The organism is Vibrio sp. 16, assembly GCF_963681195.1.
Classification (GTDB): domain Bacteria; phylum Pseudomonadota; class Gammaproteobacteria; order Enterobacterales; family Vibrionaceae; genus Vibrio; species Vibrio sinaloensis_D.
Genome location: NZ_OY808997.1, coordinates 2,952,008 through 2,966,473 on the forward strand (window position 1 = coordinate 2,952,008; position 14,466 = coordinate 2,966,473).

At 46.0% G+C, this 14,466-nt stretch carries 17 protein-coding genes; 14 read left to right on the forward strand and 3 right to left on the reverse strand.

Going from position 1 to position 14,466, the window contains the following annotated elements:
* Positions 1-108: 108 nt before the first annotated feature.
* Complete coding sequence (gene tsaD, locus U9J37_RS13720) at positions 109-1,125, forward strand: tRNA (adenosine(37)-N6)-threonylcarbamoyltransferase complex transferase subunit TsaD (RefSeq protein ID WP_005476497.1); 1,017 nt, start codon at positions 109-111, stop codon at positions 1,123-1,125.
* A 132-nt stretch (positions 1,126-1,257) separates the two neighbouring features.
* Entirely contained in the window at positions 1,258-2,073 is an 816-nt protein-coding gene (locus U9J37_RS13725; RefSeq protein ID WP_322413838.1) for an alpha/beta fold hydrolase, read from the forward strand.
* 25 nt (positions 2,074-2,098) lie between these two features.
* On the opposite strand, the gene plsY is transcribed toward U9J37_RS13725, so the two are convergent.
* Entirely contained in the window at positions 2,099-2,713 is a 615-nt protein-coding gene (plsY, locus tag U9J37_RS13730) for a glycerol-3-phosphate 1-O-acyltransferase PlsY (protein ID WP_043887491.1), read from the reverse strand.
* A 146-nt stretch (positions 2,714-2,859) separates the two neighbouring features.
* On the opposite strand from plsY, the gene folB reads away from it, so the two are divergent.
* The 11 genes from folB (at position 2,860) to rpoS (ending at position 10,562) form a co-directional block, all read left to right on the forward strand.
* Positions 2,860-3,213, forward strand: coding sequence for a bifunctional dihydroneopterin aldolase/7,8-dihydroneopterin epimerase (gene folB / locus U9J37_RS13735; protein WP_005476434.1), 354 nt, complete (start codon positions 2,860-2,862; stop codon positions 3,211-3,213).
* A complete protein-coding gene (gene folK, locus U9J37_RS13740) occupies positions 3,210-3,704 on the forward strand; it encodes a 2-amino-4-hydroxy-6-hydroxymethyldihydropteridine diphosphokinase (RefSeq protein ID WP_005476456.1) in 495 nt (164 codons plus the stop codon). The genes folB and folK overlap by 4 nt, the downstream gene beginning before the upstream one ends.
* A gap of 9 nt (positions 3,705-3,713) precedes the next feature.
* On the forward strand, positions 3,714-4,517 hold the full coding sequence (locus tag U9J37_RS13745; RefSeq protein WP_038137674.1) for an undecaprenyl-diphosphate phosphatase: 804 nt from the start codon (positions 3,714-3,716) through the stop codon (positions 4,515-4,517).
* A 113-nt stretch (positions 4,518-4,630) separates the two neighbouring features.
* On the forward strand, positions 4,631-4,909 hold the full coding sequence (gene ftsB, locus U9J37_RS13750) for a cell division protein FtsB (RefSeq protein ID WP_038214547.1): 279 nt from the start codon (positions 4,631-4,633) through the stop codon (positions 4,907-4,909).
* Positions 4,910-4,933: 24 nt separating this feature from the next.
* Complete coding sequence (gene ispD / locus U9J37_RS13755) at positions 4,934-5,617, forward strand: 2-C-methyl-D-erythritol 4-phosphate cytidylyltransferase (RefSeq protein ID WP_005476460.1); 684 nt, start codon at positions 4,934-4,936, stop codon at positions 5,615-5,617.
* 3 nt (positions 5,618-5,620) lie between these two features.
* Entirely contained in the window at positions 5,621-6,097 is a 477-nt protein-coding gene (ispF, locus tag U9J37_RS13760; RefSeq protein ID WP_005476471.1) for a 2-C-methyl-D-erythritol 2,4-cyclodiphosphate synthase, read from the forward strand.
* A gap of 56 nt (positions 6,098-6,153) precedes the next feature.
* Complete coding sequence (truD, locus tag U9J37_RS13765; RefSeq protein WP_038137918.1) at positions 6,154-7,197, forward strand: tRNA pseudouridine(13) synthase TruD; 1,044 nt, start codon at positions 6,154-6,156, stop codon at positions 7,195-7,197.
* On the forward strand, positions 7,197-7,955 hold the full coding sequence (gene surE, locus U9J37_RS13770) for a 5'/3'-nucleotidase SurE (RefSeq protein WP_005476467.1): 759 nt from the start codon (positions 7,197-7,199) through the stop codon (positions 7,953-7,955). Before truD ends, surE begins: the two co-directional genes overlap by 1 nt.
* 2 nt (positions 7,956-7,957) lie before the next feature.
* Positions 7,958-8,584, forward strand: coding sequence for a protein-L-isoaspartate(D-aspartate) O-methyltransferase (locus U9J37_RS13775; protein ID WP_005476449.1), 627 nt, complete (start codon positions 7,958-7,960; stop codon positions 8,582-8,584).
* Between the two features lie 2 nt (positions 8,585-8,586).
* Positions 8,587-9,495, forward strand: a complete 909-nt coding sequence (locus U9J37_RS13780; protein WP_322413839.1) for a peptidoglycan DD-metalloendopeptidase family protein — start codon at positions 8,587-8,589, stop codon at positions 9,493-9,495.
* Positions 9,496-9,566: 71 nt separating this feature from the next.
* The gene (rpoS, locus tag U9J37_RS13785) at positions 9,567-10,562 is read left to right on the forward strand and encodes an RNA polymerase sigma factor RpoS (protein WP_005476465.1); all 996 of its coding nucleotides are present in this window, start codon (positions 9,567-9,569) and stop codon (positions 10,560-10,562) included.
* Between the two features lie 80 nt (positions 10,563-10,642).
* Here rpoS and U9J37_RS13790 read toward each other — a convergent pair whose 3' ends face one another.
* Together U9J37_RS13790 and U9J37_RS13795 are read right to left on the reverse strand one after the other, a co-directional pair.
* Positions 10,643-11,911, reverse strand: a complete 1,269-nt coding sequence (locus U9J37_RS13790) for an HlyC/CorC family transporter (protein ID WP_005476496.1) — start codon at positions 11,909-11,911, stop codon at positions 10,643-10,645.
* A gap of 122 nt (positions 11,912-12,033) precedes the next feature.
* Entirely contained in the window at positions 12,034-12,828 is a 795-nt protein-coding gene (locus tag U9J37_RS13795) for a cytochrome C assembly family protein (protein WP_005476452.1), read from the reverse strand.
* A gap of 208 nt (positions 12,829-13,036) precedes the next feature.
* Here U9J37_RS13795 and ffh point away from each other — a divergent pair, with 208 nt between their 5' ends.
* Positions 13,037-14,425, forward strand: coding sequence for a signal recognition particle protein (ffh, locus tag U9J37_RS13800; RefSeq protein WP_005476509.1), 1,389 nt, complete (start codon positions 13,037-13,039; stop codon positions 14,423-14,425).
* The last annotated feature ends 41 nt before the right edge of the window (positions 14,426-14,466 follow it).

Sequence of the window (14,466 nt, forward strand, 5' to 3'; positions counted from 1 at the left end):
TGTAAAGCGTTTTGTTGAGTACAGTTTGCACAAAATTTGTTTGCAAGCCAAAGGCGCGGTAATATTGCGCCAATTTTGAATTTTAGACAAATACATCCTAGGTAACCCATGCGTATTATCGGTATCGAAACCTCTTGTGATGAGACAGGCATTGCAATTTATGATGATGAGAAAGGATTGCTTTCCCATCAACTATATAGCCAGGTAAAACTGCACGCAGACTATGGCGGTGTGGTTCCTGAGTTGGCTTCTCGTGACCACGTTAAGAAGACCATTCCTCTGATTAAAGCGGCGATGGCAGAGGCCAATCTTACACCGAAGGATATCGATGGTATCGCATACACGGCTGGTCCGGGTTTAGTTGGTGCTCTGCTCGTTGGTGCTACGATCGGTCGTAGTATTGCGTATGCATGGGATATTCCGGCCGTTCCTGTTCATCATATGGAAGGTCATTTGCTGGCGCCGATGCTAGAAGACAACCCTCCGCCATTCCCATTTGTCGCGGTGCTTGTTTCTGGTGGGCACTCGATGATGGTGGAAGTGAAAGGGATTGGCGAATACACCATCCTAGGTGAGTCAATTGATGATGCGGCGGGTGAAGCGTTTGATAAAACGGCGAAACTAATGGGTTTGGATTATCCTGGTGGACCGCTCCTTTCTAAACTGGCTGAAAAGGGCACGCCAGGCCGATTTAAGTTTCCTCGTCCAATGACAGATCGTCCTGGACTTGATATGAGCTTTTCTGGTTTGAAGACGTTCACTGCCAATACTATCGCTGCCAATGGTGATGATGAGCAAACTCGAGCCGATATTGCTCTTGCGTTTGAAGAAGCGGTGTGTGCGACGTTAACGATTAAGTGTAAGCGTGCATTAGAGCAAACGGGCTTTAAACGTATTGTTATCGCTGGTGGCGTGAGTGCAAACCGTCGCTTACGTGCAGATTTAGAGCAGTTGGCCGAGAAAATTGGTGGGGAAGTTTATTATCCTCGAACAGAATTCTGTACCGACAATGGTGCCATGATTGCTTACGCAGGCATGCAGCGTTTGAAAAACGGTGAAGTCGCGGATCTTTCTGTACAAGCCAAGCCTCGTTGGCCCATTGATCAATTGGATCCGATCAACTAACGATCTCTAACAATCAATAAGGTCGCTCATTATGGCGGCCTTTTTGTTTTTTGACAGTCTAAGTGTTCCGAGCTGTTAATAGAATTACTGATGGTAAGCTCGGGCTGAATAAAAATAGTAGTGGATAACACCATGGAAAGATTTTTGATAGATGGCCGAGAAATGGCGTATCTGGATGTGGGCACTGGCCCTGTTGTTGTTTTTGGTCACAGCTACCTTTGGGATAGTGACATGTGGGCCCCTCAAGTCGAAGCGCTGAGTCAACATTACCGTTGTATTGTGCCTGAGCTTTGGGCTCACGGCGAATCGGATGCCGCACCAGAGCAGACTCGTTCACTCGGCGATTACGCGAAGCAAATTGTCGCTCTGATGGATCATCTGGATGTAGAGCAGTTTTCTCTTGTGGGGCTGTCGGTTGGTGGCATGTGGGGCTGTGAAGTGGTTTCACTTGTGCCATCACGTGTGACGTCTTTGGTATTAATGGATACCTTTGTCGGTTTAGAGCCTGAAGTTACGCACGCTAAGTACTTTGGTATGTTAGATGCGATTAGCACTGCAAAAATGATTCCAGAGCCAATTGTTGAAGCCGTCACTCCGCTGTTTTTTGCCCGTAATGTTGAGCAAGATAATCCTGAGTTAGTACGTCTGTTCCGTTCTAAGCTGACGGGTTTAACGGGTGAAGCCGCGGTCGAAACCGCTCGAGTAGGCCGAATGGTATTTGGTCGCCGAGACCAGATGGAAGATATCGAGAAGTTTGCGTTGCCAGTATTAGTGGCTGTGGGGCAAGAAGATATACCTAGACCAGTGCTTGAGTCATACCTGATGCATGACACTATCTCAGGGTCGCAATTGGTTGAAATACCACAAGCCGGTCATATCTCCAACCTAGAACAAGCGGAGTTTGTCACGGATATGCTTAAGGTCTTTTTAGACAAGCATGCGAAATAGCGAACAGTATCAAATCAATAAGGCCTCATTGCGAGGCCTTATTTAATTGTTGTTTCTTCTCGCCAATTTTGGGTTCAGATCCATCTAGCAACCGACGGATATTTTGGTGATGTCTAAATACAATCAGACAACACAACATCGCCACGGGTAAGGTGTATTGGGGCTTGATCATCCAAGTGTAGAGAGGAGCGAGTAACACGGTGACAATGGCCGCGAGCGACGAGTAGCGAAAAACCAGTGCGACCGCTAACCAAGTGGCGATTACCATAGCGGTAAAATCTAAACCTATCGGCGCGATAGCTCCAAGCGCTGTAGCAACCCCTTTTCCGCCTTTAAAATGAAAGAAAAGCGGATACATGTGACCTAAACAAGCCGCAATCGCGATGACACCTAAAATCACAGGGTCGATACCCAAGAAAAAACCACTCCAGACAGGAATGGTTCCCTTTAACATGTCACAAAGCAGAACTGCGGCGGCGGCTTTTTTCCCCCCGATGCGCAATACATTTGTCGCTCCAGGATTGTTGGATCCCATTTTACGAGGATCAGGAAGACGAAGCATTCGGCAGATCAAAACGGCACTCGATATCGAGCCTAATAAGTAGGCAATGATGATCATAACAAGTGCTAGTGGTGTCATATCAAGTTAACTCGTCTTTTGAGGTGTTTGTCAGGCAACTAATTGATATTATATCGACCTTGCCAACCTCAACAATAATGGTTTGGGCACAGGAATAGTAATTCTTTTTGTCAAAATTGGGTATCCGACCTCTAAAGGAAAAACGCATGGATAAGGTATTTATCGAGCAGCTAGAAGTAATTACCACAATTGGTGTTTACGATTGGGAACAAGAAATAAAGCAAAAATTGGTGCTTGATATCGAGATGGCTCACGACAATCGCCCTGCAGGGAAAAGTGACGATGTGGTCGATGCTTTGGATTATGCCGAGGTGAGCGCCGCTGTATTAGCCCACATAGAAGGCGGGCGATTCCTTTTAGTTGAGCGAGTAGCAGAAGAGATTGCCGACCTAATCATGACCCGATTTAACGTGCCGTGGATTAAGATTCGTTTAACCAAACCTGGTGCGGTCCCTCAAGCAAAAGGTGTGGGCGTTATCATCGAGCGAGGCGCTGCATGATAACGGCTTACGTTGGTATTGGCTCTAACATTGAAAGACGTAAGCATATTCAAGCTGCTATTGATGAGCTTAGCGCGTTAGGCCATGAACTGCGTCTCTCGACTATTTTTGAATGCGAAGCCGTCGACTTTGAAAGCCATCCGTTTTACAACCTTGTCGTAGAAATGAAAACAACGTTAGATTTGGCGGAATTCTCGCGACAACTTCGCCAAATTGAGCTCAAATGGGGCCGAGCTGAAAACGCGGCAAAATATGAACCGCGCACGTTGGATCTCGATATCATTTTATTTGGTGATGTGGTGTCTGACGCTCAACCTGAGCTACCTCGTAGCGACATATTTAAGTATGCTTTTGTCCTTAAGCCCCTTGTCGAGCTATGCCCCGCAAGAGTGGTTCCCCAAGATGGTCGAAGCATCAAACAAATTTGGCAACAGTCGACGTTTGACACTGCACTGGTGCCGGTTCCTCTATGGTTTAACCACAAATTTTAAGAGATTCTAATGAGTTATATTGAAGCCTTCTTACTCGCGTTGATTCAAGGCCTGACTGAGTTTTTGCCTATTTCTAGCTCTGCCCACCTTATCTTGCCTTCGGCAGTTTTGGGTTGGGAAGATCAAGGGCTTGCGTTCGATGTTGCGGTACATGTGGGTACCTTGGCCGCTGTTATGATCTACTTCCGTAAAGAAGTCGTGACGTTACTGGGCGCGTTTTTTGGCTCTATCTTTAAAGGTGACCGAAGCAAAGAAGCCAAGTTTGCGTGGATGATTGTTATCGCAACAATCCCAGCCTGTTTACTGGGTTTGTTCCTAAAAGATTTCATTGAACTGTATTTACGCAGTGCTTGGGTGATAGCGACGACGACCATCATTTTTGGTCTGCTGCTTTGGTACGTCGATAGAAACGCGAAACTTGTCGCGGATGAATATCAAGCAGATTGGAAGAAGGCGTTGTTTGTCGGTTTAGCGCAAGCAATGGCGCTCATCCCAGGGACGTCACGATCTGGAGCAACGATTACTGCCGCGCTGTATCTTGGTTTTACCCGTGAAGCAGCTGCACGATTCTCGTTTTTAATGTCGATTCCAATCATTTTACTCGCGGGTGGTTACTTAGGTTTAAAACTGGTGACGAGCGGAGAGCCGATTCATTTTGGTTTCTTGATGACGGGGATCATCACCTCATTTGTTAGTGCGTACCTGTGCATTCATTTCTTCTTGAAGCTGATTTCTCGTATGGGGATGACACCGTTTGTCATTTATCGATTGATTCTAGGCGTTGGCTTGTTCGGCTTTTTAATGATGTCGTAGTGTAGAGCCCAAATCTCAATTCAATAAGGACCACATCGCCCAATCTCGCGCACCGTGTGACATTGTGGTATATATGTGGTCTTTCTTTATCCCTCTTCTTTGAATCATTGTTTATGCGAATTTTTGCACTCACACTTCTTATCGTTTTAGGCTGGCTGCAATTCGAACTGTGGTTTGGTAAGAATGGCATTTCTGATTTCCAACTGGTGAACGCCGACATTGAAGTTCAACATCAAGTGAACGGAAACTTGCAGACTCGCAACAATGAAATGTTTGCTGAAATCGACGACTTGCGCCAAGGTTTAGATGCCATTGAAGAGCGTGCTCGACATGAACTGGGCATGATTAAAGAAGGGGAGACTTTCTATCGTATTATAGGAGAGGATGACTAAGTGTCCGATCTCGCCCCTACGGCCATGGTTGCCATCGTGCCTGCCGCTGGTATCGGTAGCCGAATGCAAGCTGACCGCCCTAAGCAGTATCTCACTATTCATGGCAAAACCGTATTAGAACATACTGTTGAAAAGCTTCTGTCTCACCCTTTGATTACCCGTGTTATTGTCGCCATTAGTGAGGGTGACCCATACTACCCGACATTGGCGCTTAGCCAGCGACAAGACGTGATTACCGTCGCGGGAGGGAAAGAGCGCGCAGACTCGGTACTGTCTGGTTTGAACTATGTCTGTGAACACCAACTTTCAACATGGGTAATGGTGCACGATGCGGCGCGCCCTTGTGTCAGCTTGACGGATATTGATCAACTCATAGAACAGTCACTTCATCATGGTTGTGGCGCAATACTCGCCGCGCCAGTGAGAGATACGATGAAACGAGCGAATGCTCAGCAATCCATTGAACACACTGTAGAAAGAGAAGCTTTGTGGCATGCTTTAACTCCACAAATGTTTAAAACTGAGCAATTGACTCATGCCCTCACTTCAGCTTTATCTGAAGGAGTAGCGATTACTGACGAAGCCTCAGCACTGGAATGGTTAGGAGAATCTCCTGCGCTAGTGAAGGGGAGTGCCGATAATATAAAAATAACCCAACCAGAAGATTTGGCACTTGCAGAGTTTTATCTAACGCGAAATAAAGGATAACGTATGATTCGAATTGGTCATGGCTTTGACGTACACAAATTTGGTGGTGAAGGGCCCGTCATTATTGGTGGCGTAGCACTTCCTTATGAACAAGGTCTTATCGCTCACTCAGACGGTGACGTTGCATTGCATGCACTGTCTGACGCACTACTCGGCGCCATTGCGGAAGGGGATATTGGTCGTCATTTCCCTGATACTGATGATAAATGGAAAGGCGCAGATAGCCGAGCGTTGCTGCGAGACGTGTATCGTCGAGTGAAAGAAAAAGGCTACGTGCTGGGGAATGCGGACATCACAATAATGGCTCAAGCGCCGAAAATGGCACCACATATTGAAGCAATGTGCCAAGTGATCGCTCAGGACTTAGAAACCGACATCGGTAACGTCAATGTAAAAGCCACCACTACGGAGCGTCTTGGTTTTACAGGACGAAAAGAAGGCATCGCGACAGAAGCGGTCGTATTACTTATTAAAAAATAACTCAGTTACACGCCGTCTATTCTTAAGTGAATAGGCGGCGTGTAATGGATAACATTATGTCAGATATCTTATCTTCACTGGCTTACCTCAATGGTAAACCGACAGCTACGGCAAAAATTAAAGCGCAACCAGAGCACTTCCAGGTTAACGAAGTGCTGGGTTATGAGTTTACAGGCAGTGGTGAGCACCTCATGGTACGGGTTCGTAAAACCGGTGAGAACACCAGTTTTGTGGCGAATGAGCTTGCGAAGGCATGCGGCGTAAAATCGAAAGACGTTAGCTGGGCTGGGTTGAAAGATCGCCATGCCGTGACGGAGCAGTGGTTAAGTATCCATCTGCCTAAAGGCGACACGCCAGACTTCAGTTCTTTCCTCGCGCAATACCCAAGTATCGAAATTCTCGAGACGACAAGACACAACAAAAAGCTGCGTCCGGGGGAGTTAGCGGGCAATCAGTTCGTGGTTACACTATCGGAAGTGAGTGATGTCGACGATGTCGTGAAGCGTCTAGAATCGATAGCCCAAACCGGCGTTCCTAACTATTTTGGTAGCCAACGCTTTGGCAACCAAGGTAATAATATTGAAGAAGCAAGACGCTGGGGCAAAGAAAACGTCCGCACTCGCAACCAAAACAAACGCAGTATGTTGTTATCTGCGGCGCGCTCGTGGATTTTCAACCGAATTGTCTCTGCGCGTATTGAGCAAGGTGTCTTTAACCAAGCCATCATCGGCGATTTGGTCCAGACTCCAACGTCTCTGGTTCAAGTTGAGGAAAATGCTCTTGATGAGGTAAACCGTACATTGCTTGCAGGCAACGCTGAGCTTACCGCAGCAATGGCAGGTGACAACGCACTTCCAACGCAGGCTCAGGCTCTTGAATTGGAGCAGCCTCACTTGGATGCAGAACCGGATCTTATGGCGCTGATTCGAGGTAACCGCATGCGTCACGATCGCCGAGCCATATCGTTAAAAGCGCAAGACTTCTCTTGGCAAACGGAGAATGACTGCGTCACCCTACAATTTTCTTTGGATGCAGGGTGTTTTGCGACTTCCATTGTTCGTGAATTAGTTAATGAGATAGAAGTTGAACGAGTTTACTAATGGGTGAGAAAAAACTGAAAGTTCTTCTCAGTAATGACGATGGCGTACATGCCCAAGGCATTCACGCTTTGGCTGAGAGCTTAAATGACATCGCTGATGTGACGATTGTCGCGCCAGACCGAAATCGTTCGGGCGCGTCCAATTCACTGACGTTAGAGCAACCGCTGCGCGTGAATGAAATTGCGGATGGTGTGTTCTCTGTTCAGGGAACGCCGACCGATTGCGTGCACTTTGCGTTGAATGAGCTAATGAAAGACGATTTGCCGGACTTGGTGTTGTCCGGTATCAACCATGGCGCAAATCTTGGCGATGATGTTCTCTATTCGGGTACCGTCGCGGCGGCAATGGAAGGCCATTTTCTCGGTGTTCAAGCTGTTGCTTTCTCATTGGTGGGTAAGCAGAACTTCGCAAGTGCTGGCAAGATTGCCCGGCATATTGTGGAACAACACCTAGCAAAACCGATCCCGACCAATCGACTGCTCAATATTAATGTGCCAGACCTTCCTTTTGATGAATTAAAAGGTATCGCTGTTACTCGTTTAGGTGCTCGACATCACGCGGAAGCGATGATTAAGCAGCAAGACCCTCGAGGTCATGATATATACTGGCTTGGTCCTCCTGGAAAAGAGCAAGATGCCGGTGAAGGAACGGATTTTTACGCGGTTGATCAAGGGTTTGTGTCTGTCACACCTTTGCAGGTAGATCTTACTGCGCATGAATCACTAATGAGCATGGAAAACTGGTTGAAGGATCAATAAGCATGGCAAACCCACAAGCAGATAGATTGATCGACTTTCTAGTAGCAAGTGGTATTCATAACTCTGATGTACTAGAAGCGATAAGACGCTTACCTCGAGAGCAGTTTGTTTCTCAAGCGATGATGCATCAAGCCTATGACAACAATGCTTTACCTATTGGGCAAGGGCAAACTATCTCTCAGCCGTATATTGTGGCGAAAATGACTGAAATTCTGGAACTTAGCCGTAAGAGCAAAGTCCTAGAAGTGGGGACGGGTTCTGGTTATCAAACCGCGGTTTTAGCGCAGTTGGTCGACCATGTCTTTTCGGTTGAACGAATCAAATCGTTACAATGGGAAGCGAAACGTCGCTTGAAGCAGTTGGATATCTACAATGTGTCAACGAAACATTGTGATGGTTGGCAAGGTTGGGCAGCGAAAGCGCCGTTTGATGCGATTATCGTCACCGCGGCGGCAGAATCTGTTCCAGAAGCTCTGCTGACTCAGTTGTCGGAAGGTGGCATTTTGGTCATCCCTGTCGGAACCGATGAGCAGCAGTTGCTCAAGATAACGCGCTGCGCTGACTCATTCACATCAGAAGTTATAGAAGTTGTACGTTTTGTTCCTTTGGTTGCTGGTGATCTCGCCTAGATATGTCGCTTAAGTCTCTTTCATTCATTATTGGTGTTTGCAGTGTGCTCCTCGGGTGCGCTGCGCAATCCCCTGCGCCAGTTTCAGGATTAAAGAAAGACTATGATTCAGTATCTCGAGGTAGCTATAGAGGCAGTTACTACGAAGTCGAGAAAGGCGATACGCTCTATTTTATAGCTTACATCACAGATAAAGATGTAAATGAGATCATTGCTTACAACAAGTTGACAGCGCCATACACCATATATCCAGGGCAGAAACTCAGGCTGTGGAAACCTGCATACACCCCGCCAGCCTATGGTGGTACAGGCGCAGGCGCTCCAGTTGTTGCAGTTGCGCCAGTGCCAGCGACGCCGAGTGTAAATTCGAGCAAAAACTCAAATCAAAAGGTTGCGCAACACAGTTCACAAAATGCACCAAAATCGACTAAAAAAGAACCAATAAAGAAGGTTGAACAATCTAAACCAAAGGAGTATGTTAACTCTACAGGTAAACAAAATGTTAACAAGGTAGTCAGTAACGACAAACCTAAAAACACAAAAGTTTCCAAATGGTTATGGCCAACAAAAGGGAGAGTGATTAAAAACTTCTCTGCTGGAGACCAAGGGAATAAAGGCATCGACATTGCAGGACAGCGAGGTCAGCCGATTGTCTCTACAGCAGGTGGCACCGTCGTCTATTCAGGCAACGCATTGCGAGGTTACGGCAATCTTGTGATTGTAAAACATAACGACAACTACCTCAGCGCGTATGCACATAATGACCGGTTGCTAGTACACGAAGGACAGAGTGTAAAAGCAGGCCAGAAAATAGCAACAATGGGAAGTTCTGGAGCAAATAGTGTTCGATTACACTTTGAAATTCGCTATCAAGGTAAGTCGGTGAACCCAAAACGCTACTTATTACCGTAAAAATTACTGACAAGGTAAAATAGCGACATTAGACGTAGTAATGTCTTGCTAGCTCGCCAGGGGGAGGCGCTATGAGTATCAGCAATGCAGCAACGAAAGTCGAAGAATTCGAAGTAGGACAAGAAAACGTTACGGCGTTTGAATCTGAACAAGAATCACCATCCACAAAATCTACACCTGCTGAAGAAGTTAAAGGAAAGGAAGAATTTGACGCTTCAGCAAAAAGTCTCGATGCCACACAGCTCTATTTGGGTGAAATTGGCTTTTCTCCACTATTAACCGCAGAAGAAGAAGTGCTGTACGCCCGCAGAGCCTTAAGAGGTGATGAGGCAGCAAGAAAGCGCATGATAGAAAGTAACTTGCGTTTAGTAGTGAAAATTTCTCGTCGATACAGCAATCGAGGACTCGCACTTTTAGATCTTATTGAAGAAGGTAACCTAGGTCTTATTCGAGCTGTTGAAAAGTTCGATCCTGAGCGTGGTTTCCGTTTTTCTACCTATGCCACTTGGTGGATTCGTCAGACCATTGAACGAGCCCTAATGAACCAGACTCGCACGATTCGTTTGCCAATCCATGTTGTGAAAGAGCTGAACATCTATCTACGCACTGCACGCGAACTTTCTCAAAAGCTAGATCATGAACCGACTGCTGAAGAGATTGCGACCCAACTAGATAAGCCGGTAGATGATGTCAGCAAAATGCTTCGTCTCAATGAGCGAATCAGTTCGGTTGATACACCAATTGGTGGGGATGGCGAAAAAGCGTTGTTGGATATCATTCCAGACGTTAATAACTCAGACCCTGAAGTATCGACGCAAGATGACGATATTAAAAGCTCGCTTGTGCATTGGTTAGATGAACTTAACCCGAAACAAAAAGAAGTCTTAGCTCGTCGCTTTGGTCTGCTGGGTTATGAGCCATCGACACTTGAAGAAGTAGGACGTGAAATCAATTTAACTCGAGAGCGAGTACGCCAAATTCAAGTAGAAGGTCTACGCCGTTTAAGAGAGATTTTGATTAAACAAGGCTTGAGTATGGAAAGTTTGTTTAGCGTTACCGAAGATTAAGAGCAAAAAGCCTTGGCAGTGCCAAGGCTTTTTTCATTTGCTTAGTTGCGACGCTGAGATGTGCCTACATAGGTAAAATATTATGCCCTACGCTTAGGAAAGACACGAACTGACTTAATTCGATTCTCTTCTAGTTCAACAATTTCCATTGGGTGACCAGAGACTTGAACGCTCAAGTGACTCTCTGGGATATCCTCTAAATGTTCTAAGATAAGCCCGTTTAATGTTCTAGGGCCATCAGTTGGCAGTTTCCATTTTAACCCTTTGTTGATATCGCGAATATTGGCGCTACCATCGATTAGGAAGCTACCATCGCCTTGAGGCGAAATTTCTTCCGAAAGGCTTGGTGTAATTGATGTGGTGAACTCACCAACGATCTCTTCTAGAATATCTTCCAAAGTAATTAGGCCGATAATGTCGCCATACTCATCAACGATCAGACCAATGCGCTGCTTATTGCGCTGGAATTTTAGCAGTTGAACGTTGAGTGGCGTACTCTCTGGAATGAAGTAAACTTCATCAGCTGCTCTTAATAAGGTCTCTTTAGTGAACTCATTCTTCTCTAACATCAATCGGTACGACTCTCGTAGGCGTAGCATACCAACCACTTCGTCGATTTGGTCGCGATACAAAACCACTCGACCATGAGGTGAGTGAGTCAGCTGTCGAACAATAGATTTCCAATCATCATTGATGTCGATACCCGTAATCTCGTTTCGCGGCACCATGATGTCATTCACCGTCACGTGTTCAAGATCCAAAATAGAAATCAACATATCTTGGTGGCGTCTAGGAATAAGACTGCCAGCTTCATTCACTACGGTTCTCAACTCTTCAGAGCTTAGGTGGTCGTCTCCGCCATGATCTGCTTTTATACCGAGTAAGCGGATAAAGCCATTAGTAATGAAGTTCACCAACATGACGAGTGGAGAGAGCAGTTTCATCAAGATGGTGAGAACAATACTGCTCGCGTAAGACACGCGCTCTGGATAAAGTGAGGCAAGGGTCTTCGGGGTGACTTCGGCAAACACGAGCACAACCATAGTGAGGGCCCCCGTTGCAATTGCGACACCTAGGTCGCCATATAAACGCATACCCAGAATTGTCGCGATAGCTGAAGCAAGAATATTGACAAGGTTGTTGCCGATCAGAATAAGACCAATTAAGCGGTCTGGGCGGTCGAGTAGTTTCTCGACGCGTTTTGCACCTTTATGCCCGTGGTTTGCTAGGTGCTTGAGGCGGTATCGGTTCAAGGACATCATCCCTGTCTCTGAACCCGAAAAATATCCTGAAATTACGATAAGACACGCGAGTAGCGCAAATAAGATACCCGTTGATATGTCGTCCAAAGCTTATCTTTTCCTTGTTGGGTTTGGTTAATTTATGACCTAATTATCAAAGTAAGTCAATTTAGATTAGGGTGGGCTGTATTGTAAAAGAAAGGTGCAATTGGTGCACCTTTGACTCGTCATTAACCCAGAATTATCTCGCGAACAAATCGACTGCCAAAATAGGCTAGAGTGAGCAAGGTTGCACCAGCAACAGCAAACCATGTAATTTTGCGTCCGCGCCACCCTTTTTGATAATGCCCCCACAATAAGGTGGTGTATATCAGCCATGCAATAAAGGAAAGAATACCTTTATGTGCTTTCCCCTGAGCAAACATATCTTGGACAAACACAAAACCCGTTATTAGCGTGCCGGTCAGCAGTAAGGTGCCAAGCAGGATGATGTTAAACAATTGACGTTCAACCATCAGCAAAGGCGGTAAGTTTGGGTTTATCGCCAGTGCTTTTTTGGCTTTCAATTTATGATCGAGCCAAGCAAGTTGCAGCGCATACAGCGCTCCTATCGTCAGTGTTGAGTATGAAAACAACGCTAGCGAGATATGAATGAGCAGTTTAGGGTCTTGTTCAAGGTGAGTAATAAAGGTACTCGGAAGAAATGCGGCAGCGGAGAGGTTAATCGCAGCAAAGCTATAGACAACTGGCAGTAAAAACCACAACCGGGTTTTGAGCATGGCAATGCTCATCACCAATGAAATGATAAAACTAATTAACGAAGCCACATTGAGAATGCTCAGGTTTTGCCCTGAGGCTTCTATGATCAAATCACTGAGCAACCAAGCATGAAAAGCCAATGCTAAAAAGGCACTGACTAAGACGGTTTTAGCTCTGATACCGGTCTGATTTACAAGCCCAGGTATGATTGTCGCGATTGCTAAAAAATAGAGTATTGCAGCAACAACGGCGATTAAGTTGTCCATGGTTCTCTATAAGCTGGTGGATTTTTAACAAATTATACCCTGCATCAACGACTTGAGCTATGACTTATCTCCCTCATTTACGTGACATGAGATATCAAATGTTGTTAATGCTGTGTCCACACTCGGTTGGCTAAGGTATAATCACAGTAATTGTCGCTAAATTTAACGGGTGAGATGTATTTATGCTCGCTCAAAAAAGAGACTTAAGATGTTTGAGAATTTAACGGATCGATTGTCCAAAACGCTGAAAAATATCAGCGGAAAAGGTCGCCTGACCGAAGACAACATAAAAGATACCTTACGTGAAGTACGTATGGCGCTTTTGGAGGCGGATGTCGCGCTTCCAGTGGTACGCGATTTTATTAAACGCGTTAAAGAAGCAGCCGTTGGTGTTGAGGTTTCCAAATCCCTAACGCCTGGCCAAGAGTTCATTAAGATTGTTCAAGGTGAACTTGAAGCCGTAATGGGTGAGTCAAATGAAGCTCTAAATCTTGCTGCGCAGCCACCTGCTGTTATCTTGATGGCAGGTCTACAAGGTGCGGGTAAAACCACATCGGTCGGTAAGCTATCTAAGCTTTTAAAAGAGCGTGATAAGAAGAAGGTACTGGTTGTTTCTGCTGACGTTTATCGCCCAGCCGCGATCAAACAGCTTGAAACGTTAGCGTCAGATATTGGTGTCGACTTCTTCCCGTCTAGTGCGGATCAAAAGCCAATTGATATCGCTAATGCTGCTATCGATCATGCGAAGAAGAAGTTCTATGACGTTTTGGTTGTCGATACCGCAGGTCGCTTAGCCATCGATGAGCAAATGATGGGAGAAATCAAAGAGCTTCACTCTGCGATTGATCCTGTTGAGACGCTATTCGTCGTCGATGCGATGACAGGTCAAGACGCGGCAAACACTGCGAAAGCATTTGGTGATACGCTGCCACTTACGGGCGTGATCTTAACCAAAGTAGATGGTGATGCTCGTGGTGGTGCGGCGCTTTCTGTTCGCCATATTACGGGTAAACCGATCAAGTTCTTAGGTGTTGGTGAAAAGACGGATGCACTTGAACCTTTCCACCCAGATCGTGTGGCATCACGTATCTTGGGCATGGGTGACGTCCTATCTCTAATCGAAGACCTGCAACGTAATGTTGACCAAGAAAAAGCAGAGAAACTGGCGAAAAAGTTCAAAGAGAAGAAAGGTTTTGACCTTGAAGACTTCCGTGAGCAGCTAGGTCAGATGCAAAACATGGGCGGTATGATGGGCATGATGGATAAGCTGCCGGGTATGAGCAACTTGCCTGACAATGTGAAAGACAAAGTCGACGACAAGATGTTCAAACAGATGGAAGCGATCATCAACTCGATGACGATGAAAGAGCGTCAACGCCCAGAACTGATTAAAGGTTCACGTAAAAAACGTATCGCTGCAGGTTCTGGCACCCAGGTGCAAGATGTTAACCGTCTACTCAAGCAGTTCACTCAGATGCAGAAAATGATGAAGAAAATGCAGAAAGGTGGCATGAAAGGCATGATGCGCAACATGCAAGGCATGATGGGCGGCATGGGAGGAATGGGCGGTGGCGGTTTCAATCCGTTTGGCCGTTAAATCAGACCTGCAATAAAAATTTCAAGGTGTTAGCTGCGTCA

Coding starts and splice junctions, on each gene's coding strand:
- tsaD (WP_005476497.1), top strand. CDS start 109: ATGCGTATTATCGGTATCGAAACCTCTTGTGATGAGACAGGCATTGCA.
- U9J37_RS13725 (WP_322413838.1), top strand. CDS start 1,258: ATGGAAAGATTTTTGATAGATGGCCGAGAAATGGCGTATCTGGATGTG.
- plsY (WP_043887491.1), bottom strand. CDS start 2,713: ATGACACCACTAGCACTTGTTATGATCATCATTGCCTACTTATTAGGC.
- folB (WP_005476434.1), top strand. CDS start 2,860: ATGGATAAGGTATTTATCGAGCAGCTAGAAGTAATTACCACAATTGGT.
- folK (WP_005476456.1), top strand. CDS start 3,210: ATGATAACGGCTTACGTTGGTATTGGCTCTAACATTGAAAGACGTAAG.
- U9J37_RS13745 (WP_038137674.1), top strand. CDS start 3,714: ATGAGTTATATTGAAGCCTTCTTACTCGCGTTGATTCAAGGCCTGACT.
- ftsB (WP_038214547.1), top strand. CDS start 4,631: ATGCGAATTTTTGCACTCACACTTCTTATCGTTTTAGGCTGGCTGCAA.
- ispD (WP_005476460.1), top strand. CDS start 4,934: ATGGTTGCCATCGTGCCTGCCGCTGGTATCGGTAGCCGAATGCAAGCT.
- ispF (WP_005476471.1), top strand. CDS start 5,621: ATGATTCGAATTGGTCATGGCTTTGACGTACACAAATTTGGTGGTGAA.
- truD (WP_038137918.1), top strand. CDS start 6,154: ATGTCAGATATCTTATCTTCACTGGCTTACCTCAATGGTAAACCGACA.
- surE (WP_005476467.1), top strand. CDS start 7,197: ATGGGTGAGAAAAAACTGAAAGTTCTTCTCAGTAATGACGATGGCGTA.
- U9J37_RS13775 (WP_005476449.1), top strand. CDS start 7,958: ATGGCAAACCCACAAGCAGATAGATTGATCGACTTTCTAGTAGCAAGT.
- U9J37_RS13780 (WP_322413839.1), top strand. CDS start 8,587: ATGTCGCTTAAGTCTCTTTCATTCATTATTGGTGTTTGCAGTGTGCTC.
- rpoS (WP_005476465.1), top strand. CDS start 9,567: ATGAGTATCAGCAATGCAGCAACGAAAGTCGAAGAATTCGAAGTAGGA.
- U9J37_RS13795 (WP_005476452.1), bottom strand. CDS start 12,828: ATGGACAACTTAATCGCCGTTGTTGCTGCAATACTCTATTTTTTAGCA.
- ffh (WP_005476509.1), top strand. CDS start 13,037: ATGTTTGAGAATTTAACGGATCGATTGTCCAAAACGCTGAAAAATATC.